Source organism: Ensifer sesbaniae (genome assembly GCF_013283665.1).
GTDB lineage: Bacteria > Pseudomonadota > Alphaproteobacteria > Rhizobiales > Rhizobiaceae > Ensifer > Ensifer sesbaniae.
The window spans coordinates 962,154-986,476 of sequence record NZ_JABEKU010000002.1 but is presented as its reverse complement, the minus strand read 5'-3'; the positions used below and the strand labels follow the sequence as shown (position 1 = coordinate 986,476).

The following is a 24,323-nucleotide window of genomic DNA, read 5'->3' as shown; positions in this document are numbered from 1 at the left end:
GCACTTTTCCCGTTTGCGTGGCTTCGCCGCAAAGCCATGCGGCGCCTTCCCATTGGTCGGCTTTTTATATTGGCGATTGAAATCGATCGCTTTTTCCGGCCGGAGACCCGATGTCGACTGACGCGCTGCCCCCACAATCGAGCCTATCTGCAATCGCCCGCGTCGAATGGCAGACCGTTGCCCTGGCGCTCGTCATCTATGGTGGCTTTCTCGCTCTGACCTGGTTCTGGCAATCGCTTCCTATTGCCGTCGTGATTGGCCTTGGCGGCTGGCTCATTGCCTGGCACGGATCGCTGCAGCACGAGGTCATTCACGGGCATCCGACGCGCAATCAGCGCGTCAACGATGCGATCGGATGGCCGCCGCTGTCCCTTTGGCTGCCCTATGCGATCTATCGCGAAGGGCACCTCGTCCACCATCGCGACGAACATCTGACGGATCCGATAGAGGATCCGGAGTCCTCCTTTTTCACCCGGACGGCCTGGGAAGGTATGGGCAAGGCGGGACGGAAACTTGCCGAGTGGAACACGACCTTGCTCGGCCGGCTGACGCTTGGCCCGCTGGTCATGATCCTGAGCTTCCTCGCGCAGGAGGCGGTCCTGATCGCGCGGGGTGGCTGCGCGCGGACAAGGATCTGGCGCGCGCACGCGGCCGGCGTTGCCGTCGTGCTCGTCTGGATTGTCGGTGTTTGCGGCCTGCCGCTCTGGCTCTATCTTTTCGGCTTCGTCTATGTCGGAGCTGCGCTGACGAGGCTTCGCTCCTATGCGGAACATCGTTACGCCGGTCATCATGACGAGCGGACGGCGATCGTCGAAGGCACGCCGCTCTTCGGTCTCCTGTTTCTCTACAACAACCTGCATGTGCTGCACCACCAACGACCGGGCGTTCCCTGGTATCAGATCCCGGGCCTTTATCGCCGGCACAGAGTTGCGCTGCTGACGATCAATGGTGGCCTCGTCTATCGCGGCTATCTCGACGTGGCGCGCCGATTTCTCTTGAAGCCGCATGACGATCCGCGCCATCCGCAGCATCCGTAGCTCAGGGAGCGAGCGACGTGGGCGCTGCTTTCCATGCTGCGGGAGGCGTCAGACGGGAATGAACTTGCCGTCGTAGCGCACGCGAAAATTCCGGCGCTGGGCATCTTCCTGGAAGCAGACGAACACCAGTTCGAGATCGTTCGTGCTGCTACGCCTGCCAAGCAGGCTCAGCGTGATGACGATCACGCCGCCATAGGTGCGTGTCAGGTTGATGGCAGCGCGCCGAATTTCGTTGGTGCCGGCATCGTCCCGGTCTTCGCGCCGTTCGTATACCTGCCAGAAACGTGCGCTTTCCCAAGCGGACCGCAACGCTTCCGTTATCTCTGCCTTGAACTCGTCTACCGACCGTCCCTTGCTCCATGAAACGGTCCGCTCGGTGTGATCGCCAAAGATATCGAGATAGCCGTCATAATCATCCGGATCGGAAAAACACCGCTCGATCATCCCGAATGCCACGTCGTCGGAAATTGCTGCCTTAAAGAAAATCGTCATCGAATCGCAACCCTGCCTTGAACGCCTATGTTGTCAAAGCGTTGGCGGCATATCCAGTCCCCGGCGTCTGATCGCTGCCGCGCGAACAACTACCATCTCGCCGCAGTGACTTGAACCGGCTGACATCCTGTCCGTGAAAGGCTCTTACGTCATTCGAAGTCGATATCCGAGGAAAGCCTGGTGGATTGGAGATGGGGGTGTCGTAAAACACAGATGCGGTTCGTCGTCGTGCGCTCGAACCAGTCCGGATGCGAGATCCCCCACGCCGCGAAGAAGATGGTGGGTTGAGGTGGCAGCAAGCAATGGCTATGTGGGGCGCGCCCTCTTCAACGAACCACAAGGCCAATCGGGATGATCCCAGAGTTTCTCGTTACCCATTCCGGTGGCTTCCATGCCGACGAGCTGTTGTCCACCGTCATCCTCACGCGGCTTTTCCCAGAGGCGCGTCTCGTCCGCAGTCGGGCTGCGGAATGGATCAGGCCCGGTGCAGACCGCATCGTCTACGATGTGGGCGGCCAGTATGACGCCGCCGCCGGTATCTTCGATCATCATCAGCGCGGCGCGCCGCTGAGAGCGGACGGCCAGCCCTACAGTTCGTTCGGACTGATCTGGAAGCACTATGGCCGCGACTATCTGGCCGCGTCAGGCGTTCCTGAAGACCATATCGAGGCGGTCCATGCCGCCTTCGACGCCCGCTTCGTGCTTCCGGTCGACCTGATGGACAATGGCGCGCTCGATCCGTCCGTTGCCGGACCGCTGGCCGGGCTCACGTTGCCGGCGCTGCTCGAAACCTTGAAACCCGTTTTCGACGAAGCCGGCCAGGAGGCTGATGATCGCGGCTTTCAGGCTGCCTTGGCGATTGCCCGTACGCTCGTAGAGGCCGGCGTAGCGCAGCGCGCTGCCAAGCTCAGGGCCGAGACGCTCGTCCTTCAGCAAATCGCCCAGGCCGGCGACGGTCGAATTCTCGAACTGCCGATGGGCATGCCCTTTCGTCCGGCCGTCGTGAAATCCGGCGCCGATCACCTGCTGTTCGTCGTTCATCCGCGCGAAAAAGACTGGTGCCTGACGGGCATCCGCAAGGCCGATGAGGGCTTCGAGCTTCGCGCAGACCTGCCGGCAGCCTGGGCCGGTCTGACCAACGGCGAATTGGAGGCGGTCTGTGGGGTCGCAGGCGCGAGCTTCTGTCACAATGGCCGCTTCATCGCGGCCGCCGCAACGCGCGAAGCGGCCCTTGCCATGGCCGCGCTGGCCGTTGCGGAGGCCACTTCCGCCACGGAAAACAGGGCGTAAGCCAGGGGATCTTGCATCGGGCGGCTTTGCCTGGCCGGAGACGGTATCAGGACCGACCGCGGCGCGATCGGTCGCATGAAGCGGCTTAGCGCTGAGTTTTGGGGCCCGCGGTTTTGACGAAATCGACGAAGGCGCGCAGCGCCGCCGGCATTTGCCGCCGGCTGGGGTAATACAGATAGAAGCCGCCGTAATAGGGACACCAATCCTCGAGCACTCGAACCAGTTTGCCTTCTTCGACGAGCAATCGCACCTGATCCTCGAAGGTGAAGGCTACGCCGGCGCCCGCAAGCGCGGCGTCCACCATCATGTCCTGGTCGTCGACGATCAGAGGGCCGTTCACCTCGACCTGAAGTTCCACGCCGCCGCGCTCGAACTCCCATGCATAAAGCCGGCCGCTGCCGAAGCGCAGTCCGACACAGGGTAGTTCCTTCAGGTGATCGGGAGCAGTTGGCTTGGCAAAGCGCTCGAAGAAGGAAGGCGTTGCCACGATCGCGGTGCGCTGGCGCGGCCCGATCGGCACGGCGATCATGTCCTGCGCGATCACTTCGCCGAAACGAACGCCGGCATCGAAGCCCTCCGACACCATGTCCACGAGGTCGTTGTCGACGACAATCTCGATACTGATCTTCGGATGAACCTTCAGAAAACGCGCGACCAGAGGCAGGAGCACCAACTTTGCCGAGACCCGCGCCGTATTGAGTTTCAACCGCCCGATAGGTGTGCCCCGGAAGTTGTTGAGATCATCAAGCGCATCCTCGATGTCGCGGAAGGCGGGGGCGACCCGGGCGAGCAGAAGTTCGCCTGCTTCCGTCAGCGCGACGCTGCGGGTCGTCCGGTTGAAGAGACGAAGATCGAGCCGTTCCTCAAGTGCCTTCAGGGCATGGCTGAGTGCCGATGGCGTGCAGCCCATTTCGTCGGCGGCGCGGCGGAAGCTTCGGTGCCGGGCCAGCGCCAGGAAGCAAGACAGATCGGAAGGCGATACGGTTCTCATTGTTGAAAGCTACTCATTAGCTAAAAGAGATTCCAGTCGATTATCTCAGCAAATGCGACGGGGTAAAACCTTCTCAGCCGCCGACGATGGAGCGGCGAAACAACAGGAGGTTCACATGCATACTTGGTTCGTTACCGGTGCATCCCGCGGATTTGGTGCCCTCATCGTTGAAAAGGCGCTCGCCAAGGGCGATCAGGTCGTCGCGACGGCGCGCAATCCGAAGGCGATCGTCGAGCGTTTCGGCGCGCAGCCCAATCTTCTCGCCGTGGCGCTCGATGTTACCGATGAGGCTCAGGCGCATCAGGCCGTGGGGCAGGCGATCGCACGCTTTGGCCGGATCGATATTCTGGTCAACAATGCCGGCTACGGACTGCTCGGTGCAGTCGAAGAGGCAAGCGGTGCCGAGATCGAGGCCCTCTACCGCACCAATGTCTTCGGCTTGCTGGCCGTCACCCGTGCCGTGTTGCCGCATATGCGCCGCCAGCATTCGGGGCGCATCCTGAACTTCTCGTCGATCGGCGGATATCGCAGCGGGCCCGGCTTTGGCGTCTATTGCTCGACGAAGTTTGCGGTCGAAGGCTTGACCGAGGCACTTGCGGCAGAGCTTGCCCCGCTTGGGATTCATGCCACGGCGATCGAGCCCGGCTACTTCCGCACCGACTTCCTCGACTCGACCTCACTCAGCGTCAGCCCGATCGAAATCGACGATTACGCGGAGACGGCCGCTGTCGTTCGCAGCAAGGCGAAGGACATCAGCCATAACCAGCCGGGCAACCCCGACAAGCTGGCAGAGGTGCTGATCTCGTTCGTCGACGCGGAAAATCCGCCGGTGCGGTTGCCGCTCGGTAGCGACACGGTGGCGGCGATCGAGGCCAAACACGAATCGGACGCCGAGCTTCTGGCCCAATGGCGTGCCGTGTCCCTCTCGACCGACTTCGACCCGGCCGCATAAACGTCGAGGCGGCCTGCCGCTCCCGCGGAGGCGGCCCCGCCATGGTGCGGGGCTTTCTCGTTATCTGGGACAACTCCGCTTTGACGACGGCGGTCTCGGCCGGTCGTCGCGGTCGGCGCCGCCACTCAACCGTTCAACGCCGCCCCTTCCTCCGTATGCTTCGATCTCGAAGGTCGGGTCGCCAGCCAGAAGAGCAGCGAGGCAAGGCTGATCACCGTGCCCATCAGACAAACGCCGCTCCATCCCGCATGTGCGTAGGCGACGGTGGACAGGGAGGATCCGATTGCGCTGCCGAGCGAATAGAACAGCATATAGGCGGCCGTCAGCCGGTTCTGCGCTTCCGGGCGGACCCGGTAGATCAAGGCCTGGTTCGTGACGTGGACCGCCTGGAGCCCGAAGTCGAGAACGAGGACACCAGCGATCAGCCACAGAATGGACTGGTCCAGCAATGAGATCGGCAGCCACGCAATGAGCATGAGCGCGAGTGCAATGCCCGTCGTCGTCTGGCCCAGTCCTAGGTCGGCCCAGCGGCCAGCGCGAGAAGCAGCCAGTGCCCCGGCGATGCCTGCCAAGCCGAAAAGACCGACCTTCGTATGCGACATGGAGAAGGGCGGCGCACTCAGCGGCAGAACAAGCGGCGTCAGCAGCGTCGTCACGTTCGCGAAAATCAGCAGGGCTATCACGCCCCGGGTGCGCAGCACCGGCTCTTGCCAGATCAGCTTGAAGGTGGAGCCGACAAGGCGGGGGTAGCTGAGCTCATTCGCTTCCCGCTTCTGGTGCGGCAGGAGCCGATGCAGTAAGACGGCGATCACAAGCGTCACGGCACACGATGCGAGATAGACCGACCGCCAGCCGAAGAGATCCGTCAGGAGACCTGCGACTGTGCGGGCGGACAGGATGCCGATCACGATGCCGCTGGTGACGAAACCGACCACATGGCCACGTTCAGATGGCCGGGCCAGGCTGGCCGCATAGGCAACCAGGGCCTGCGTCAGGACGGCAAGCATGCCGACGGCCGCGATCGAGGCCATCAGCATTTCCGTGTTGGCTGAAAGGGCCACGAAGCCGAGCGCCACCGTTGAGAGCAACGATTGGGCGATGATCACCCTGCGGCGATCGAAAAGGTCGCCAAGCGGAACAAGCAGGATCAGGCCGAGCGCGTAGCCGACTTGCGTCGCCCCGACGATCAAGCCGGCGCCTGTCTGCGAAAGGTCGAGGTCGGCCGTCATCACATCCAGCAGGGGATGCGCAAAATAGGCGTTGGCGACCGCAAGGCCGGCGGCAAAGGCAAAAAGGGTCATCATCGGGCGCGGTAACGGTGACACCACGGCACCGGCATTTGGGCGCACGGCATCGTTTGCGGCGTCGCTCGACGCCGCAGCAGCTCTACCATCCATTGGACTTCTTCCTTGCTTCGGTTTAATAATGAAACAAACCCAATGGTACCGGTTTAGTTTTATAATGCAACCAAAAGTCTCGTGGCGCGGGAGAGGAGAGTTCGTATGGTGGCGCGCAAAAGCCTCAAGGGGGACTACTGCCCGAGCGCGCGATCTCTGGACGCGATCGGCGACTGGTGGTCGCTGCTGATCGTGCGCGATGCGTTCGACGGACTGAGGCGCTTCAGCGATTTTCACAAAAGCCTCGGCATTGCCAAGAACATCCTGACGGATCGTCTGCGTACGCTCGTCGACCGCGGCATTCTCGAGACGGTTCCCGTGGGCGGGACGAAGGCCCGGGTCGAGTATCAGTTGACGCCGATGGGGCGGGACCTGTTTCCCGTGATGGTCGCTTTGCGGCAATTCGGCGAACGACACCTCTTTCAGCCAGGCGAGGAGCATTCCCTGCTGGTCGAAAAGGAAACCGGGTTGCCGGTAAAGCTTGATATCCGCACACAGGACGGCAGGCCGATCGGTGCCGCCGAGACGGCCCTGATCAAGGTTCCCGAAGACTGATCGGGTCTGCAACGATTCGCACAACGACGACAAACCGATCGTCGCCAGCCGGAACCTCGATACAAAGGTGAGACGAACCGGGCAGGTTGGGCGCTCGACTGCCGTTTCGTTGGCCATGGCGAGAAACCGGAAAAACCGCCATGTTCGCCATCCCTGCCGCGTCCGGTTGACACGGTTCGCGCTCGGCTGGGTAATGGTCCTCTCGGAGAAAAGTTCCGCTTCTGCAACGGGATACGGGTGCCCCGCCAAGAACGGAAAGGCTCGGCGGCAACGCGTCGCGGTTGCTGCCTCGAAAAATAACATGACTATTACAGACAAGTTTATTTCCGCGTGCTAAGAGGCTTCGCGCTCGTTTGGTCATCCGGTCCACCGATCGCGTAGCGGCAAGCAGTAACGACGCTGGACGCCAATCGAAGTTGCTTTGTTCGGATCAGACGCCTTGGTCGATATGGAAACGCGCCATCAGGTCTATTTCGCCAATCGTACCGCTTTGGTCGCCTATGCGACGCGCATCGTCGGCTCGCGTGAAACGGCCGAAGACATCGTGCAGGAGGCGTTCATCCGCTTTGCACCGACCAGCACCGACGATGGTTCCCAGGGGCTCTCGCCTGCCTATCTCTACAGGATCGTCCGCAACCTGTGCCTGGATCTTCTCAAGCGCCGGAAGATCGAGGCGCGGGAGGAACAGGGCGAGCCGCCGTTCTGGTCGATGCCGATCGAGCTGCCGACGCCGGAAGATATCGTTGTGGTGACCGATGAGATCCGGCGCATTTCCGGCGTCCTCGACGCGCTTCCCATGGAGGTTCGTATTGCCCTTGAGATGCATCGCTTCGGTGGATACACCCTGGAGGAGATCGCCGCCCACCTGAACATCTCGGTCGCAACCGCCCATCGCCATGTGCGCACCGCCATGATGCGGGTGGCGACCACTCTGGCAGGCGATGCCTCCTAGGATTTTGGTCCGCGTGAAAAAAAATCCGAAGCAATTCGTCTTTGTGACAGACCGGATGATTCCGCTCCTGCATGTCTCCTTGAATCGACCTCGTTTTAAGGACGAAGACATGCAGCAAGTCAAAGTGCTACAGCGACCTTTGAGCATCTGATAAGACGCGCGGCGCCGTAGTGTTTCGTTGAACACATAACCAGCAGGCAGAGCTTTGACCAAGGACAACAACATACCGGAGGCGTTGCTCCAAGAGGCCATGGACTGGTTCCTCGAACTGAAGGCGCGTCCGAACTGTCGGGAGACGGAGCTCGCGTTTCAGGCTTGGCTGGGTCGATCGGCCCTCCATGTCCGATCCTGGGAGACGGCGCTGAAGACCTGGCAAATGCTGGGAGACGTGCCGCCGGTGCATGAACATCTTTGGCGCGGCGCGGCGCCGTTGGTTTCACCTGCCGCAACTGCCCGCCAGCCGAAGCGCTGGGCGGCCAGAACCTGGGCCGCCGGTGCGGCGGCCATAGCGCTCGCCGCCTGCCTGGTGCTGTTCGTCTCGCTCCCTTCGCTGTTGGTGTGGTGGCAGGCCGACCACGTGACCGAGACCGCTGAGAGCAGGACGATCACCTTGGCGGACGGCACGACCATCGAAATGGGAGGCGGCAGCGCCATCGCCACCGAGATTTCTGCCACGGTCCGGCACGTCCGACTCCTCAAGGGCGAAGCCTATTTCGATGTCGCGCGCGACCCGTCGCGTCCGTTCGTCGTCGACGCCGGCGGCGTCGAAGTGTCGGTTCTCGGCACGTCCTTCGATGTGCAACTCGCAAGTACGGAAACGACGGTCGAGCTCGCGCATGGCGCGGTGGCCGTTTCGTACAGCGGGAAAGACCACAGGCAGAATTTCGAACTCGCGCCGGGAGAAACAGCGACAGTGGTGCATGCGACGGGCGCGGTCACCCGAAGTACGATTGCGACCGAAGAGATCGGAGCCTGGCGCAGCGGCAAGATGTTCGTCAACAACGTTACCGTCGCCGCCGCAGCCGCGCGGCTGCAACGCTACCATTCTGCCTGGATCTCCATTCCGCAACCGGAGCTCGCGGCACGACGAGTGACGGGGGTCTACGATCTCACGGATCCCGATCATGCCCTTCAGGCATTGGTTCAGCCGTTTGGCGGCACGGTGCGCGCGGTAACACCCTATGGCCGCGTTCTGACGCGATTTTAATTTGGACTCAAAAATTCAAGAAAAATCGCGGGCCGGTGAAAAAAAATCCGGAGCCCGTCGTCTTTGGTCCGAAGCGCCTGCCCGAGAGGCAGCGCGCGGATCATCGACACGGGGGTAAAATGAGTTCGCCGAAATGCCGCAAGGGACATCCTTCCTTCAGTGCAGGATATAGCCATGCAGGACTGCGCCTGCTGACAACGACGGCGATCGTCGGGCTTTCCTCCCTTGCCTTCATGCCCCTTTCCGTCGCCTCGGCCCAAGAGATGACGTCGCGCGGCAGCACGGCCCGCACGTTCAACATCCCGTCGCAACCGCTTGCGAGTGCCCTGAATGCCTTTGGGCGGCAGTCCGGCCTGCAGGTGACCTTGGCTGCCGCGACGTCCGAGGGCATCCGCTCGACTGCCGTCAACGGGACGCTGGAACCGCAGCAGGCTCTTACACGGCTGCTGTCGGGCACCGGCATCTCCTACAGGATATCGGGCGGAACGGCCCTGATCGGTGCGACGACTGTGGCCGGCGGCAGCGAGGGCGTGGATGCTTCCGGTGCCACGGTCCTTGACCCGATTTCCGCCCTTGGCAGCGGCCCGCTCGGCGCCGGCGAGATCGTCATCTCGTCCGAGGATCTGAAGCAGAAGAACCCTGCCAACATCGCCGACGTCTTTTCAGGCGAGCCGGGCATAGCCGTCGGCAGTTCGCTGCCGATGTCGCAAAAGGTCTATGTCCACGGGATCGAGGAAACGAGCCTTGCCGTGACCATGGACGGCGGCCGCCAGAACAACAAGGTCTTCCACCACAACGGTACGAACCTCATCGATCCGGGCCTCCTGAAGGCCGTCAACGTCGATGCCGGCGTTGCGCCCGCCGATGCCGGCCCGGGGGCGCTCGCCGGTGCGATTGCCTATGAAACGATCGACCCGCGCGAGCTGTCGGATGGCGACGGTTTCGGCGGCTTCGTCACGTCGAACTACAATTTCAACAGCGATACGGTAACCACGGGCCTTTCGGCCTACGGCATGCAGGAAGGGCTCGAATTCCTGGGCTATTTCAATTTCGGCAAGGGCAACGATTTCACCGCCGGCAACGGCAATGAGGTCGAAGGCACCAGCACCAATCTGCTGAGCGGTCTCGGCAAGCTCGCCTATGAGTTCGACAGCGGTGACCGCTTCGAGATCAGTCACGACCGGATCAATGACGCCGCGCCACGGCCGTTCCGTGCCAACGTGGGTTCGATTTCGAACCCCAAGCCGTGGGAGCCACGCATTCGCGACTATACGCTCGATCGGCAGAACACCGTTTTCACCTATACCGACAGCACGCCGGAGGGGTGGTGGGACCCGAAGCTTCTGCTCGCCTACAGCAAGACCGAGGTCGATCTGCCGATCTTCCCGAAACCGCGGCCGGGTGTTCCTGCCAGCTACGACGCCGTCGGCACGTCGGATAGCTTCAACGGCAAGTTCGAGAACAAGTTCTCCTTCGACATCGGCAATGTGATCGCCGGCATCGACTTCTACAGCGACAAGGCGGAGCTCGAGGACCTCTACGATCCCGGTGCCGAGAAGGCGCGCAATGTCGGTATCTACGCGCAGGCGAGGCTAGAGCCCTGGGAGAGGACGCGGCTCTCCTTCGGCGCAAGAGGGGACAACCAGCACTTCACCGGAACGACCGGCGAGAAATGGAGAAATTCCGGCTTCAGCGGCAACATCTCGGGCGAATATGATCTCATCGAGGATCTTCTGACGGCCAAGGCCGGCTATTCGCATGTCTGGGCTGGCATTCCGCTTGCCGAGAACTTCATCATCAATCCGAAGTGGGACTACGGCAGCGGTCCGAAGCCGGTAACCGCGGACAATTACATCTTCGGATTGGAGGCCAACCATAACGGCTTCATCGTCGAGGGCAGTGTCTTCCAGACCGATCTCGAAGATGCGCGCGCGCCGCGTTTCCGCGCAGATCTCGGCATCGCCGCCCATGACGTTCGCTCGCGTGGCTTTGAAATCGGCGGCGGCTACAATTGGGGCGATGGCTACTTCAAGGTGAAATACGCAAATATCGACGTCGAAATCGATGGAAAGCCTGCCGACTCCGATCTCGGCACCTATCTCGCAGCACCCGCCGGCCAGATCATCACTCTGCAGGCGGTTCACACACTGGCCGACTGGGGCGTCACCTTCGGCGCCGATGCGGAAATCGCACTCGACTATGATGATGTCGCTGCCGGCAGCAAGCCCTTGCAGGGCTACGAAGTCTTCAACGCCTTTGTCGAATATGTGCCGCCGCAACGACCCAACCTGACGCTGCGCGCCGAGCTCAAGAACATCTTCGACGAAACCTATTCGGACCGGGCGACCTACGGCCAGGAGTTCGGGAACGTGACGCCGCTCTACGAGCCCGGCCGTTCCTTCATCCTGACCGCAAGAGCGACCTTCTAGGTCGACGATCCGCGATCGCGACCGCCGCATCCTCCACGCGGCACTCGCTTCAAGACGCGACGGCGGCCGCCCAAGGGCCGCCCGAGCAGCGAAAGCCGAAACAGGAGTTCCAGATGCAAGAAGCGACCACCCATTTTGCGACGGAAGACGGTCAGAAATACCTGACGCAGCTCTGCAAGCACTTCGCCCACAAGATCGACGTCGAGCAGGCGGGCGATCGCGCCGAACTGCGGTTCTCCTGCGGGACTGGTTATCTCCAGGCAACATCGGACGGCCTGAGTATCAGGGCCCGGTCACCCGACGAGGCCAATCTCGCCGATACAAAGTCGGTCATCGAAAGCCATCTTCGGCGCTTCGCATTCCGCGAGGAGCCGGGATCGTTGCACTGGCAGGCCACCGGCTGAGCACGGCGCACTGAAACCTCGTTCGAAAAGAAATTCAATGTGTTGGCCGAGAATGCCAACGCCATTGCGCGGCTGTACGTGTCGCGTGCCGAGGACCGACAGGATGCAATCGTCTAGGCAAGTCGCAGAAATCGCCACCTTTCAAAGCTTCGCCAACTGCTATCTGCGCGAAGTGAACCCGGGCACCCGGGTCATGCATCGAACCGTCGGCGGCAGCTTCGACTGTGTGGAATGGTCGCTCCCAAGGCAGCACATGATCCTGCGCGCCGAGGTGGTTTCGCCGTCGCTTTGCGGCCCGCATCATTTTGGCCGGATCTGGGGTCGGGGGATCTCGGATATGGCCTGGCGCCAGATCGAGTTGATCTCCGCGCTGCACATTCTCATTCACGAATGCTACCGCCAGGCTGATGACAATCACGCCGACAACTTGCGCGGCTTCGAACTCGAACTGCTGATGCGGGTGCTCGAAAGCTATCAGCAGACCAGCCTCTATATCGACAAGGCGGCGCCCGAACCGGCGGAAGGCGGCCATTTCATCGAAGCCGAGCAGTCGCTCGTCTTTGGTCACTGGCAGCACCCGACGCCGAAAAGTCGGCAAGGCATGACCTATTGGCAGCAGGAATCCTACGCACCGGAACTGCGCGGGCAGTTCAGACTGCATTATTTTGCGGCCCATGCGGATTGCGTGCGGCACGCATCCGCCCGTTCGATGACGGCCCACGAGATTGTCCGGTCATTGATGGGATCGGACGCAGAGGCCATCGCGCTGGGGAACGACGAGCATCTGCTGCCAATGCACCCGCTGCAGGCGGAAGCACTGCTGCTCGATCCCGAGATTCAGGCCATGCTCGGGGAAGGGCGGCTGCGCCATCTCGGTCCCGCCGGCCAACCCTTTACGGCGACCTCTTCGGTACGCACGGTCTACGCCGCCGATGCCGACTGGATGCTCAAGTTCTCCCTCCCTGTCCGCATCACCAACTCGGTTCGTCTCAATCGGCGCCAGGAGCTCGAGGCGGGCGTCGCCATGGCAAAGCTCATCGATCGCATCGGCTTTGCCGCGCGGTCCCAAAATTTCCACATCATCCAGGACCCCGCCTGCATCACGCTCGACCTGCCCGGCCGCAGCGAAAGCGGCTTCGAAGTCATCCTGCGGGAGAACCCTTTTCCGGGCACGAAGGGCAGGGGTGTTGTGACGGTCGCCGCCCTGACGGCAGATCCGCTTCCGGGCCAGGTTTCCCGCCTGGAACGCCTCGTACGGGCGCTGGCCGCGCGCACCGGTGAAAGCCTGCCGGACGCGGCTCTCTTGTGGTTCCGTCGCTACCTCGACTGCGCCGTCGAACCGCTGATCCGCCTCTATGACGACTATGGCATCGCGCTCGAGGCGCATCAGCAGAACAGCCTGCTCGACGTGGCCAATGGTTATCCCTCGGCCAGCTATTATCGCGACAACCAGGGCTTCTATCTCTCCGAACGCTATCGCAACCTGCTCGTCAGCCATATTCCCGAGACGCAAACGATCGCGTCTCTCTATTTTGCCGACTGCGAAGTCCGCGACCGCTTCGCCTACTATTTGATCGTCAACCAGGTCTTCTCGGTCGTCAGTCGCATGGGCCATGACGGCGTCTGCAACGAGAGCTTGCTCTTGCGCGAACTGCGCCTGCATCTCGAAGGTTATGCCGCCCGTATGACCGGAGCTGGCCGTGAATTCGCGCGCCATGTTCTCGACCTGCCGACGATCGCGTCCAAGGCCAATCTGACGACCCGCCTCCATGACGTGGACGAGCTACAGTCCAATCACGCCCCTGCGCTCTACCGCCCGGTGCCAAACCCGCTCAGGGCGCCGGCAGTCCTGACAGTGCCGAGGACCGATCATGCCATTGCCTCTTGATCTCAAGGCACGGCCGGAGGATAGGGTGCTTCGCCAGCTCGTTGGGGCGCTGCTGTTCGAGGGCGTCGTCAATGCCAGGGAGCACATCCAAGGGGATGCGGTCGAGTTTCAGTGGTCGCTCGGCGGCCGGGACTATCGTTGCCGCGGCACCATTGGCCCTTTTGGACGGCTTCGCCTGGTGCCGGGTTCCGTGGAAGTCCGCGAAGGCGCGGACAACTGGATCGCGCCGGCGCTGGCGCAACTGGTTGCAGCCTTGCCGGGCAGTGGTCCCACGCGAGGAAAGCTGCTCGACGAGCTTTCGCAGACGATCGCCTTTTGCGCGTGGAACGAACGCCATCTCCCTCAGCGCCCTCGCCGTGCCCTGTCCGTCGCCGAGCTCGAAGGCGCGCTTGACGAGGGACACCCGTACCATCCCTGCTTCAAGGCGCGCACCGGTTTTTCCTTCGCTGACCATGCGGCCTACGGGCCGGAGGCAGGTCGGGCGTTCCAACTCGTCTGGCTGCTCGTCGCGCGCAAACATCTTCACCAGGCCTTGCCCGGAGACGAGGATGCATTCTGGCGGGCGGAACTCGGGCATGAGGCATGGTGCGAGCTGACCGCGAAGCAGCAGCAACTCGGCGTCTCGCCGGAAGAATTCGGGCTCGTCCCGCTCCACCCCTGGCAATGGCGCGAACTGCGGGAAACCGAGCTTTCCGGCTGGATCGCGTCGGGGGAGGCGCTTTGCCTGGGGCCGGCGGGCGACCACTATGCGGCGACGCAGTCGGTTCGCTCGCTCATGAACAGGGACCGGCCTGGTGCCGCCAGCCTCAAGCTGCCGCTCAACATCGTCAACACCTCGTCGCGGCGGACGCTGGAGCCGCATTCGGTCTGCACGGCGCCGGTGATCTCGCGCTGGATTGCCGGGATCGTTGCGAGCGATCCGGCTTTTGGTGAGCGTTATCCGCTGACGATCCTGCAGGAATATGCGGGCATCATCGCCGATCGCGATGGACCTCTGGCGGGACAGGTCGCTGCCATATGGCGCGCAAATGCCGAAGCCACGCTTGCAGCCGGCGAGGCCGTCATTCCCTTCAATGCCCTGATGATAGTGGAAGGGGACGGACGTCCGTTCGCCGACGACTGGATCCAGCGCCATGGGCTGATGCCATGGATCAACCGGCTGATCGAAGTCGCGGTTCTCCCGGTCTGGCATCTGCTCGTTCATCACGGTCTGGCGGTCGAGGCGCACGGGCAGAACATGCTGCTCGTCCATCGCGACGGCTGGCCGGCCAGGCTTATCCTGCGCGATTTCCACGAGAGCATCGAGTTTTCGCCGAGCTTCCTGCGCGAGCCGGGCAACGCGCCGGATTTCCTGGCGCTGAACCCGGTCTACCGGGATGCCGAGCCGGACCGGTTCTACTGGACGGACAATCCGGATTCGCTACGCGAATTGGTGATGGACACGTTGTTCGTCTTCAACCTCAGCGAAATCTCCCATTTGCTCGACCACGCCTATGACCTGCCGGAAGCGCTCTTCTGGCAACGCGTCGCAGCCGTGCTCGCCTCCTACGAAGTGGCGCATGCGGCGACGGAGCGGCTGGCTGCGCTCGGCTGCGGCCGACCCCGCATTCTCACCGAATCCCTGATGACCAGGAAGCTCCTCGCCGCCAAGCCGGAATACCACCACAGCATACCGAACACCCTGGCCGGGAAAGCGCTTCAACAAAGGAGATGGCATGATCCGCATCGATGACAGGCTCTACGAGGAGACCAATTTCAGCGAGAGATCGGCGCAGCTCGCTGTCGCGACCGGCGTTTCCGACTGCAGCACCGGCCGCTACGCCGTCTGCTTTGCAGAGACGGTCGACTGGCTGGCGCTGTTCTTTTCGATCCGCAAGGCGGGTGCGAGCGTGCTGCCGATCCATCCCGGCACGCCCTATCCGGCGGCCCGCAGGCTCGCGATCGCTGCCGGCTGCGATCGTCTGTTTTACAATAGTCTCACGGCCGAGGTCCTCGACGTGCCGGAGGTGGCATCGACGCAAGGCACGCTGCTGCAGATGAGTTCCGGTACCACCGGTGCTCCGAAATGCGTTGCGCGAAGCTGGCAAGACATCGATGCGGAGATCGACAGTTACGTGCGCACCTTCCGCGAACCGGAGGACATGACTCCGATCATTGCCTGCCCGACCACCCATTCCTATGGGCTGATCTGCGGCATCCTGGTGGCGATGAAGCGCGGCCAGACGCCGGTCATCGTCAATACGGCAAATCCGAAATACCTGCTGAAGGTGCTGCGCGAGACCGAGCGGCCGTTGCTCTATTCGTCGCCGGCGATCCTGCACACGCTGGCGCGACTGCTGCCTCAGCGCGAACAGATCCACGCGACGATGACCTCGGGCACGCTGCTTCCCGATCCGTGGTTTGCCGACATCCGCGCGAAGAGCAGGCACATGTTCCAGCAATATGGCTGCTCGGAATCCGGCTGCATCGCGATCAATCCGGATGTGACCGCCGCTGGCGATATGGGCTTTGTGCTGCCGCATCTGTCTGCCGAAACGGGCACCAGCGCCGAGGACACCGGCGAGATCGTCGTTAGCAATAGCGATGGCACACCGATCCGTACGCGCGACCTCGGCTACCGTCGCGCCGATGGCATGCTGGTCTTCGTTTCGCGGTTGGACGACATGATCAACGTCTCCGGCCTCAACGTCTATCCGAAGGACGTCGAGGACACGGTCATGGCGATGCCGGCGATCACCGACGCGGTCGCCTTCCGCAAGAACGACCGCTTCGCCGGGGAGCGCGTCGCTTTACTCTTCAGCGCTGAAGGGCCGGTGCCGCCGCAGGCGGTGCGCGAATGGTGCAGCCGCCATCTCGCCGGCCACCAGCTGCCAATGGAAATCCTGCAGGTCGATGCCGTCCCCCGGCAGGCCAACGGCAAGATTAGCCGTCGGGACGTCGCGGCGCGCCATCTGGCCGGGGAATTCAACAAGCCGATGGCAGGAACCGCATCATGACCGAAATCGAAATCCTGACGGCGATCGAGACTGTTCTGAATGAAAAAATGGCGCATGGGCATATGGAGGGCTTCGGTCCGGATGCCCGGCTCAACGAGGACCTCTATCTCGACTCCGTCCTGATCCTGGAGATCTTCCTCAATCTCGAGCTCGAATACGGGCTGTCCGTGCCGGAAGAAGCGATCGCGAAACAGGAGATCGAAACGATCTCCGATCTCGTCTCGCTCTATCTGCCGAAAACGACAGCGACCGTCGTTCCAGCCTTTCCGCTCACCGGCGGGACGACCGACGAGGGTGTCCATGGTGAAGCCTATTATGACATCAAGGTTCATTGCTTCGTCAGTTGCGTCTCCGATGGCTTGAAACGAAACGGGCTGGACCAGAGGCCGTTCTATTTCGGTGTCTGGGACGCGAAGTTCGCGGTGAGCGACCGGTTCGAGCTTCTCTATCACGCGCCCGACATCACCCAGGAGTTCTTCCGCGGCTGGTTCGAGCGGCTCTACGGCGTCTCCGTCGTCGAATGGTACGATCCGGAGCGCACCAAACTCGACAACCTGGCGGTGCTCACCGGTCTTCTCAAACAGCGCAGCGAAACCGGCTCGGTCATGGTCATGCTCGACATGTTCCACCTGCCGGAGCGCGAGAACAAGTTCAACCAGAACCCCTTCCCACACTACCTGATGCTGCAGGAGACCGCCGATCCCAAGACCTGGTTCGTGCACGATCCGGACTACCGCTGGGAAGGCGAGATCGCGCGGGAGAAGGTTATCCACGCCATCATGCAGCCGACCGTCGGCGGTGGTTACGTCTTCGACACTGCCGAAGCGCGGGCCCCACATGCCGAAGATCTGAAAGCCTATTTCGAGGCGTGCTTCGTCAGAGACAGAAACCCGCTGGTCGATGCGGTCCGCGCGATCGTTGCCGCGCATCTTGAAGAACGGGATGGCCTCGCGCTTTCGAACCTCGGTGCGGCGGTGCGCGAACTTCCCGTCATCACCATCCGGAAATACGCCTATGAACACGGTTTTGCCTTCTACTGGCGGGCGCTGAAGCTGCCGGCGGCAGAGTTCGAAAGGTGGTGCAGGGAGATCGAGGCGTTGGTTCAGGCGCTGAAGACCCTGCACTACGCCTGCATGAAGCTTGCCCAGACCGGCGACCGAACCCTGGCGGGCACCGTCTTCGAGCGCCTCGACGAGGCAGATCGGCTGGAGACGAAGCTCAAGGGCAAGCTCGCCGAGGTCTTCGATCTCTGGTGCGATCTCGTCCTTCCCGAACAAATTCCTGCATTGAAGAGAATTGCACGATGAGAGTTTCGCTCTGCACCATTACGTTCCGGCATCATCTCACCTCGCTCGACGAGATTGCCGCCTGGGCTGAGGCCAACGATTTTCAAGGCATCGAGCTCTGGGGCGCGCACGCGCGCAACCTGGCGCCGCGATCGGATCGCAATGCCGATTGGCTCGACGGCTACGGTCTCGCGGTGCCGATGATCAGCGACTACCTGCCGCTCGATGGCGAGGTGGAGACCTTGCGGCACAAGGCGGTGGAGCTTTGCCGGCTCGCGCGCCGATGGCGCACGCGCAAGGTCCGCACCTTTGCTGGCAGCGTCGGAAGCCTTGCGGCCAGCGCAGAAGAGCGGCAGCGCGTTGTCGCCCGGTTGAAGGAGATATGCGTGATCACCGCCAGCTACGGCATCCATCTGCTCGCCGAGACCCATCCGAAGACGTTGGCCGATATCGCGGCCTCGACCATGCAGCTCATCGAAGAGGTCGACCATCCCTATTTTGCGATCAACTTCGATACGCTGCATGTGTGGGAGGGGGGTGACGATCCCGTCGCGGTCCACCGGACGATGAAGCCGCATATCCGCCACTACCACCTGAAGAACATCGTCGCCCGCTCGGATTTGTCCGTTTTCGAACCGGCCAATGTCTATGCCGCCGCCGGCAGCCGGAGGGGCATGACGCCCCTGTTCGAAGGGATTGTCGACTACGACCGCATTCTTGCGGAGATTTCAGGCGATCCGCAGGCCGAGGCGTCGCTGGAGTGGTTCGGCAATGATTGCCTGGAGACACTCGGGCGCGATCGCAGGCGGGTGCGCCAGTCGATCGAGAGCCGCGAAAGACCGCTGCGAACGGCGCAGATCTAAAGCACGATAACAAGAAGTACCTTGATGGCGGCACCTTGGCGGTGCCGCATGACGGCGAGCGGATCGCCGCGCGTGGCTCCCCTGGCCTTGCGGGCGGGTACCGGATAGACGACGGTCCGTCTACACCTGGACGAAATGGTCCTCCCCGACCTGCCGGTAACGCCGTTTAGCCGGAATACAGTCGGGCGCGCAAGGGGCTCTTGAGCTCGTCGCTTGCAACGCCGCGGCGGGCATGGCGGCGTGTCGGATCAGCAATCGGCACGGCGTCGACCGGAGGCCGTCGTGTCACGGGCGTTGTCGAACGCCAGGCTTGATGGAGGCCGGCAGGGCCGGCGCAGTCTCGGCCGAGGAAGCGCCCGGTTCATCAGGGAAATCCCGCGCGCAGGAGCTTTCGCTATCGCCGGCGATTTGTTAGCTCGAAGGTCGGTGCAAAGAGGAGACGTCAGGTGAAGGTCATTGGGCTAATCGGAGGGATGAGCTGGGAGAGCTCCGCCCAGTATTACCGCATCATCAACGAGACGGTCCGCGACCGGCTCGGCGGCGTGCATTCGGCAAAATCGCTGATGTGGTCGATGGATTTCGGTGAAATCAAGCGTCTCCAGCACGATGGCAATTGGCCGGCGCTGACGGAGGAAATGATCGCGGCAGCACGCCGACTGGAAGCAGGCGGCGCCGATTTCCTGATGATATGCACCAACACCATGCACAAGATGGCCACTGACGTTTCGGCAGCCGTCTCCATCCCGCTGCTTCATATCGCCGACCCGACGGCCGAGAAGATCAGGGCGGCAGGCCTCGGCAAGGTTGGCCTGCTCGGCACGGCCTTCACCATGGAGCAGGACTTCTACAAGGGCCGCCTGAAAGACGCGTTCGGGCTGGAGGTGCTGGTGCCGGAGGCGGAAGACCGCGCCAAGGTGCACGAGATTATCTATCGCGAACTCGTCGCCGGCATCGTCAAGGACAGCTCGCGCGACGCCTATCGCGCCATCATCGCGCGGCTCGTCGATGCGGGCGCGGAAGCGATCATCATGGGCTGCACGGAGATCATGCTTCTGATTTCGCAGGCAGACAGCCCGGTCCCGGTCTTCGACACCACCGAGATCCACGCGCTCGCCGCCGTGGACCTCGCCCTCGAAGGCGCGTGAGTGGCTGAGATGCCATTCGACTGCTGCCGGGTCGGGCAGGGTGCTGACGGAGGTGCGCTGGCCGCGCGATGCTTTGACGGCCGGCGGAACCGCCGGCCGTGATCGCAAGCTTTAGTGTAAGGTGAATGCTCGGGGCTCGCCCTGAAACAGGCTGACCAACGCGATGCCCTGCTGCAGTAGAAGTTCGGCTGCCGGCAAGTTGCCTGTGACCAGATCGTCGGCACAGCTGGTGATGATGTTGGCGAGGCTGATCGAATTCTCTGCGAACCGATCATCGCCAATCTCATAGGCCTTTTCGGCCGTCGCCTCGAGTGCGTCTGCGACGAGCGCCATCATGTCCGAACGCTCGTGAAGCGTCATCTTGTCCAGTGTCTTGGCGTCAAGCGTCTTGGCAGATGTCTGCATGATTACCTTCCCTGTTGTTCAAGCCGGAATTGGCCGCGCCGGCCAGAGGGCCGGGGGAAAAGTCTACGACTGTGATGGATCGTTAAAGGGAGCCGGCGTCGAACGCGGCTTCCCCACTAAAATCGTGAATAGCGGCGCGGTATGCAAGGAATGGCTACTATGCGCCCCGCGCATGGGTCGCGACCTACGGCAAGAGAGTTGCCTTCGCGGCGCTTCAGCCACCTATATGGGTGGTCTTCGTCGGCCATGCCAGGCTCTCGTCGATCGTCAGGCGGTCGGCAGCGCATTCCTGGGCGAGAAAGTCGATGAAGGTGCGAACCGACGGCAAAAGCCCGCGCTTCGAGGGAAAGACGGCGTGAACGATGCCTGACGCCGGCCGCCATTGCGGCAGCACCGGCACCAGGGTTCCGGCCGCAAGGTCCTTCCAGATCATCATCGTCGGCAACTGCACGATGCCGGCGCCGTCGAGTGCGGCCTCGCGCAGCGCCGCCATATCGTCGGTCAGGAAGCGCGGCTCATGCCGGATGACCGCTTGCTCTCCCGAGGAACTTTCCAGCCGCCATTCATAGCTGTGGGTGGCGGATGTCCAGGCAAGGCTCGCGAGTCCCGTCAGTTGCTCGGGCACCCGGATCGGCTCCTTGAGGAAGCCCGGTTTGGCGACGAGATATTGCGAACTGTCGTCGAGCTTGCGCATGACGAGCTCGCTTCTTTCCAGCGGCGGAAACCGCACCCGGATCGAGACGTCGAAGCCCTCGGCGATCACGTCCACGCGGCGGTTGGTGCTTTCGAGCTGCAGGCTGATTTTCGGATGGGCGGTCATGAACCGGGCGAAGAGCCGGCCGAATTGGAAGGAGATCAGTGCCGTCGGGCAACTCACCCGGATGGTGCCCTGCGGCTCTCCCTGGTGCTGCGCGATGAAGGCATCGGCCGCTTCGGCTTCGATCAACACGGCGACGCAGCGCTGGTAATATTCGCGGCCGACATCGGTGACGTAGAAGCGGCGCGGCGAGCGCTGGATCAGCCGGACGCCAACCCGGTCCTCCAGCATCGCGATCCGTCGGCTCAATCGGGACTTTTGCGTTCCGGTCGCCCGTGCCGCTGCCGCAAAGCCGCCATGCTCCACGACTTGCACGAAATAATAGAGGTCGTTCAGGTCTTGCATCGTTCTACAAATAGAACGCTGCGTCGAATTTCACAATCTTTTTGCATGGTCGGTCCTGCAGTAGCCTACACCCAATCACAGCGGATCAGGCCGCGACGAACGCACCGCCGGCGGTGATGGAAACCAAGCGAAGGAAAGGACTTCCGATGACCAAGCCCTACGTACGTCTCAACAAGGATGATGTTGCCGTCCTGCTCGTCGACCATCAGACCGGTCTCCTGTCGTTGGTGCGCGACTTCGATCCGGACAAGTTCAAGAACAATGTCCTGGCGCTCGGCGATCTCGCCAAATATTTCAAGCTGCCGACGGTTCTCACCACCAGCTTCGAAGACGGCCCGAACGGCCCGTTGGTGCCGGAACTGAAGGAACTGTTTCCCGACGCGCCCTTCATTCCCCGTCCGGGTCAGATCAATGCCTGGGACAACGCGGACTTCGTCAAGGCGGTGAAGGCCACTGGCAAGAAGCAGTTGCTGATCGCCGGCGTGGTGACCGAGGTTTGTGTCGCGTTTCCGGCGCTTTCGGCAATCGAAGAAGGCTTCGAGGTCTTCGTGGTCACCGACGCCTCCGGCACGTTCAACGAGGTGACTCGCGATTCCGCCTGGTCGCGCATGACCGCCGCCGGCGTTCAACTGATGACCTGGTTCGGCGTTGCCTGCGAACTGCACCGCGACTGGCGCAACGACATCGAGGGTCTCGGTACGCTGTTTTCCAACCACATCCCCGACTACCGCAACCTCATCACCAGCTACAACACCATGGCGGCGCGCAAGTAAGGCACGCCTGCCGCTGACAGTGAAAGCCCCGGTCGTTTTCGGCCGGGGCTTTTCGCATGGCATATCGCGATGGCCGTTACGCGCGGCTGGCGGCCCGTTGAGCATCTTGCACGGTGACGCGGGCGGCGGGTTTCAGCCGGCCGGTCAAAAGCAGGCTGATCACGAGGAAAGGCACGAGCACGCTAAGGCCGAAGCGCATGTCGCTGTGTTCGGCGACGAGGCCGATCAGCGGCGGTCCGAGCAGGAAGCCCAAGAGCGCGATGAAGGACAGGATGGCGACGCTGGCGGCGGCTGGCCGGTCCTTCTGGTCGGCCGCAGCGGTGACGGCGAGCGGGAACCCGACTGAAACGCCGAAGCCCATGGCGGCAAAACCGGCAAGCGCTGCCCAAGCAGCTGGGCTGATGACCACCAGAACCAGCCCGGTAACGCTGGCAATGCTGCAGGCGCGCGCGACGGCAACTGGTCCATAGCTTGCCTTCAGCCGGTCGCCGGCGAAGCGGCCGGCTGCCACCATGAAGGCGAAGATCGAATAACCGAAACCGGCGCTGGCGGCGGAAAGCCCGAAGACGTCGCGAAGGAAGACGGCCGACCAGTCCGCCACGGCGCCTTCGGTCATGGTGATGCCGAAAACGAAGAAGCAGACGCCAAGCAGTGCAAGGCTCGGCAACCGTCGCCTGGATGGCGCCGTCTCCGCAGCCGCGGTCTCGCCGGTCTGGAGGCGCGGCAGCTTGCTGGCAAAGAAGACGCTGATCGGCAGCATGAGCGCGGCCGTCAGCGGCACGGCCCATTCCGGCGCGACGCGGAGCGCGGCGAAGCCGACACCGATCAGGCTTCCGGTCATGATGCCGAGGCTCCAGAACCCGTGGCAGGTGCTCATGATCAACTGCCCGGAGTGTTTTTCGATCGCGTCGGCCTCGACGTTGAGGCCGAGTTCGAGCGTTGCCAGCGCCACGCCGACGATGGCGAGTGTCACGAAGAGTCCTTCGATGCTTGACGCCCATGTCGGCAGCCAGACAAGTGCCAGAAAGACCACGAAACCGTAGAGGATGGTGGCTCGGCCGCCGATCCAGGCGACGAAACGCCCGGCGAAGGGCAGGGTAAGCAAGATGCCCAGCGGCATGCCGAGGAGGGCAACGGCGAGCTCCGCCGGTCCCAGACCAAGCCGCTGCTGTACATCGGGAATGCGCGGCAGCCAGGCGCCGAAGGCAATCGGCTGAAGGAAGAAGATCAGCATGATGAGCCGTTGATTGGTCATGCGCATTGTTCCCCAATAGATATCGGTATCGCACACTCCAGCCTCGGCAGCGGCGGCGCCGTCGAACCGATGCGGTCTATGAAGCAATTTTGATATTCTGAAAATCGTTTTCAAAGCTTGTAGTGCACGACAGATGTCGTCAAGCTTGAAAAGAGCCTCTCTGGCGGGAATGCAACCATTCCGGAGCGAATGGCGGGAGGGTGTTGCGAATGTGTCGCCACCTTGCCGTGTGATGCTTCGCTGATGTGAAAAAAATATACATGAGCATGGGCGGCGTCCCTGCGAATGGACGCCGCACGCCTGCCGTTCGATGCGGATCACCTGAGCAGCTTCAGGGACCCCGTCAGCGACTTCACCCATTTGACGGTGCCGGCGAGGCCGATGCCGTCGATCGCTTCCTCTGCAAGGTCTCGCTCGGGGAACTGGGCCTCATAATCCGTAAAGTTGTGTAGCGAGCGTGCGAAGGCCGGAAACGGCACGACGATGCGGTCCTCCTGTTTCGGCAGCGCCTTTAGAAGCAGTGCGCCGATCGTGCGACTATCGGCCTGGAGAACCGGTACGGGGCGGTTGGAGCTGATATCGATCGTATTCTGCCTGCTGTCCGTCAGTCTCTGGTTGCCAAGGTCGGGCATCGCCGAGCCGATGCCGATGGAAATCGCCGCGATGGTGTTGGCGAGGTGGCCCGGTGACAACTCCGGATTGACGACGATGGCGAGGCGGATGTCCTGAAGCACGGTGGTCTGTTCCTTCTCTGTTTCTCGATCGGGAGAATAGACCGAGCTTCGAGGTAGGTTCTTTCGGATGTTGCGGAAAATTGTTAGGATGGGGTAGGTTCTACCAAGAG

Annotated in this window: 22 protein-coding genes; 15 read left to right on the top strand and 7 right to left on the bottom strand. The window is 62.3% G+C overall.

Going from position 1 to position 24,323, the window contains the following annotated elements; all coding sequences use genetic code 11:
- Nucleotides 1–110: 110 nt before the first annotated feature.
- Nucleotides 111–1,037, top strand: coding sequence for a fatty acid desaturase (locus BHMPCIPO_RS22250; protein ID WP_173518998.1), 927 nt, complete (start codon nucleotides 111–113; stop codon nucleotides 1,035–1,037).
- 48 nt (nucleotides 1,038–1,085) lie between these two features.
- On the opposite strand, the gene BHMPCIPO_RS22245 is transcribed toward BHMPCIPO_RS22250, so the two are convergent.
- A complete protein-coding gene (locus tag BHMPCIPO_RS22245; RefSeq protein ID WP_173518997.1) occupies nucleotides 1,086–1,529 on the bottom strand; it encodes a hypothetical protein in 444 nt (147 codons plus the stop codon).
- A gap of 351 nt (nucleotides 1,530–1,880) precedes the next feature.
- Here BHMPCIPO_RS22245 and BHMPCIPO_RS22240 point away from each other — a divergent pair, with 351 nt between their 5' ends.
- Nucleotides 1,881–2,819, top strand: a complete 939-nt coding sequence (locus BHMPCIPO_RS22240) for an MYG1 family protein (protein WP_173518996.1) — start codon at nucleotides 1,881–1,883, stop codon at nucleotides 2,817–2,819.
- An 85-nt stretch (nucleotides 2,820–2,904) separates the two neighbouring features.
- On the opposite strand, the gene BHMPCIPO_RS22235 is transcribed toward BHMPCIPO_RS22240, so the two are convergent.
- Complete coding sequence (locus tag BHMPCIPO_RS22235) at nucleotides 2,905–3,810, bottom strand: LysR family transcriptional regulator (protein ID WP_173518995.1); 906 nt, start codon at nucleotides 3,808–3,810, stop codon at nucleotides 2,905–2,907.
- A 115-nt stretch (nucleotides 3,811–3,925) separates the two neighbouring features.
- On the opposite strand from BHMPCIPO_RS22235, the gene BHMPCIPO_RS22230 reads away from it, so the two are divergent.
- Nucleotides 3,926–4,762: an oxidoreductase gene (locus tag BHMPCIPO_RS22230; protein ID WP_173518994.1), complete on the top strand. Its 837-nt coding sequence runs from the start codon at nucleotides 3,926–3,928 to the stop codon at nucleotides 4,760–4,762.
- Between the two features lie 125 nt (nucleotides 4,763–4,887).
- On the opposite strand, the gene BHMPCIPO_RS22225 is transcribed toward BHMPCIPO_RS22230, so the two are convergent.
- A complete protein-coding gene (locus BHMPCIPO_RS22225) occupies nucleotides 4,888–6,159 on the bottom strand; it encodes an MFS transporter (RefSeq protein ID WP_173518993.1) in 1,272 nt (423 codons plus the stop codon).
- 105 nt (nucleotides 6,160–6,264) lie between these two features.
- Between BHMPCIPO_RS22225 and BHMPCIPO_RS22220 the strand changes: the two genes are divergently transcribed.
- From BHMPCIPO_RS22220 to BHMPCIPO_RS22170, 11 genes are all read left to right on the top strand, one after another.
- Nucleotides 6,265–6,714, top strand: a complete 450-nt coding sequence (locus BHMPCIPO_RS22220; protein ID WP_173518992.1) for a winged helix-turn-helix transcriptional regulator — start codon at nucleotides 6,265–6,267, stop codon at nucleotides 6,712–6,714.
- Nucleotides 6,715–7,162: 448 nt separating this feature from the next.
- A complete protein-coding gene (locus BHMPCIPO_RS22215) occupies nucleotides 7,163–7,666 on the top strand; it encodes an RNA polymerase sigma factor (RefSeq protein WP_246304632.1) in 504 nt (167 codons plus the stop codon).
- A gap of 205 nt (nucleotides 7,667–7,871) precedes the next feature.
- On the top strand, nucleotides 7,872–8,873 hold the full coding sequence (locus BHMPCIPO_RS22210; protein ID WP_173518990.1) for a FecR family protein: 1,002 nt from the start codon (nucleotides 7,872–7,874) through the stop codon (nucleotides 8,871–8,873).
- Nucleotides 8,874–8,992: 119 nt separating this feature from the next.
- Entirely contained in the window at nucleotides 8,993–11,302 is a 2,310-nt protein-coding gene (locus BHMPCIPO_RS22205) for a TonB-dependent receptor (RefSeq protein WP_173518989.1), read from the top strand.
- Between the two features lie 113 nt (nucleotides 11,303–11,415).
- Nucleotides 11,416–11,706: a DUF2218 domain-containing protein gene (locus BHMPCIPO_RS22200; RefSeq protein ID WP_173518988.1), complete on the top strand. Its 291-nt coding sequence runs from the start codon at nucleotides 11,416–11,418 to the stop codon at nucleotides 11,704–11,706.
- A 103-nt stretch (nucleotides 11,707–11,809) separates the two neighbouring features.
- Entirely contained in the window at nucleotides 11,810–13,594 is a 1,785-nt protein-coding gene (locus BHMPCIPO_RS22195) for an IucA/IucC family protein (protein ID WP_173518987.1), read from the top strand.
- The gene (locus tag BHMPCIPO_RS22190; protein ID WP_173518986.1) at nucleotides 13,578–15,326 is read left to right on the top strand and encodes an IucA/IucC family protein; all 1,749 of its coding nucleotides are present in this window, start codon (nucleotides 13,578–13,580) and stop codon (nucleotides 15,324–15,326) included. The genes BHMPCIPO_RS22195 and BHMPCIPO_RS22190 overlap by 17 nt, the downstream gene beginning before the upstream one ends.
- On the top strand, nucleotides 15,310–16,590 hold the full coding sequence (locus BHMPCIPO_RS22185; RefSeq protein WP_173518985.1) for an AMP-binding protein: 1,281 nt from the start codon (nucleotides 15,310–15,312) through the stop codon (nucleotides 16,588–16,590). The genes BHMPCIPO_RS22190 and BHMPCIPO_RS22185 overlap by 17 nt, the downstream gene beginning before the upstream one ends.
- Nucleotides 16,587–17,897: a DUF6005 family protein gene (locus tag BHMPCIPO_RS22180; RefSeq protein WP_173518984.1), complete on the top strand. Its 1,311-nt coding sequence runs from the start codon at nucleotides 16,587–16,589 to the stop codon at nucleotides 17,895–17,897. Before BHMPCIPO_RS22185 ends, BHMPCIPO_RS22180 begins: the two co-directional genes overlap by 4 nt.
- On the top strand, nucleotides 17,894–18,739 hold the full coding sequence (locus BHMPCIPO_RS22175) for a sugar phosphate isomerase/epimerase family protein (protein ID WP_173518983.1): 846 nt from the start codon (nucleotides 17,894–17,896) through the stop codon (nucleotides 18,737–18,739). The genes BHMPCIPO_RS22180 and BHMPCIPO_RS22175 overlap by 4 nt, the downstream gene beginning before the upstream one ends.
- A 446-nt stretch (nucleotides 18,740–19,185) precedes the next feature.
- Nucleotides 19,186–19,884, top strand: coding sequence for an aspartate/glutamate racemase family protein (locus tag BHMPCIPO_RS22170; protein ID WP_173518982.1), 699 nt, complete (start codon nucleotides 19,186–19,188; stop codon nucleotides 19,882–19,884).
- 111 nt (nucleotides 19,885–19,995) lie between these two features.
- Here BHMPCIPO_RS22170 and BHMPCIPO_RS22165 read toward each other — a convergent pair whose 3' ends face one another.
- Together BHMPCIPO_RS22165 and BHMPCIPO_RS22160 are read right to left on the bottom strand one after the other, a co-directional pair.
- Nucleotides 19,996–20,289, bottom strand: coding sequence for a hypothetical protein (locus BHMPCIPO_RS22165; protein WP_173518981.1), 294 nt, complete (start codon nucleotides 20,287–20,289; stop codon nucleotides 19,996–19,998).
- A 214-nt stretch (nucleotides 20,290–20,503) separates the two neighbouring features.
- The gene (locus tag BHMPCIPO_RS22160) at nucleotides 20,504–21,451 is read right to left on the bottom strand and encodes a LysR substrate-binding domain-containing protein (RefSeq protein WP_173518980.1); all 948 of its coding nucleotides are present in this window, start codon (nucleotides 21,449–21,451) and stop codon (nucleotides 20,504–20,506) included.
- A gap of 146 nt (nucleotides 21,452–21,597) precedes the next feature.
- On the opposite strand from BHMPCIPO_RS22160, the gene ycaC reads away from it, so the two are divergent.
- A complete protein-coding gene (gene ycaC / locus BHMPCIPO_RS22155; protein WP_173518979.1) occupies nucleotides 21,598–22,224 on the top strand; it encodes an isochorismate family cysteine hydrolase YcaC in 627 nt (208 codons plus the stop codon).
- A 76-nt stretch (nucleotides 22,225–22,300) separates the two neighbouring features.
- Here the strand turns inward: ycaC and BHMPCIPO_RS22150 are convergent, their stop codons facing one another.
- A complete protein-coding gene (locus BHMPCIPO_RS22150) occupies nucleotides 22,301–23,479 on the bottom strand; it encodes an MFS transporter (RefSeq protein ID WP_173518978.1) in 1,179 nt (392 codons plus the stop codon).
- Between the two features lie 317 nt (nucleotides 23,480–23,796).
- Nucleotides 23,797–24,213: a DUF2000 domain-containing protein gene (locus tag BHMPCIPO_RS22145; RefSeq protein WP_173518977.1), complete on the bottom strand. Its 417-nt coding sequence runs from the start codon at nucleotides 24,211–24,213 to the stop codon at nucleotides 23,797–23,799.
- Nucleotides 24,214–24,323 lie beyond the last annotated feature (110 nt).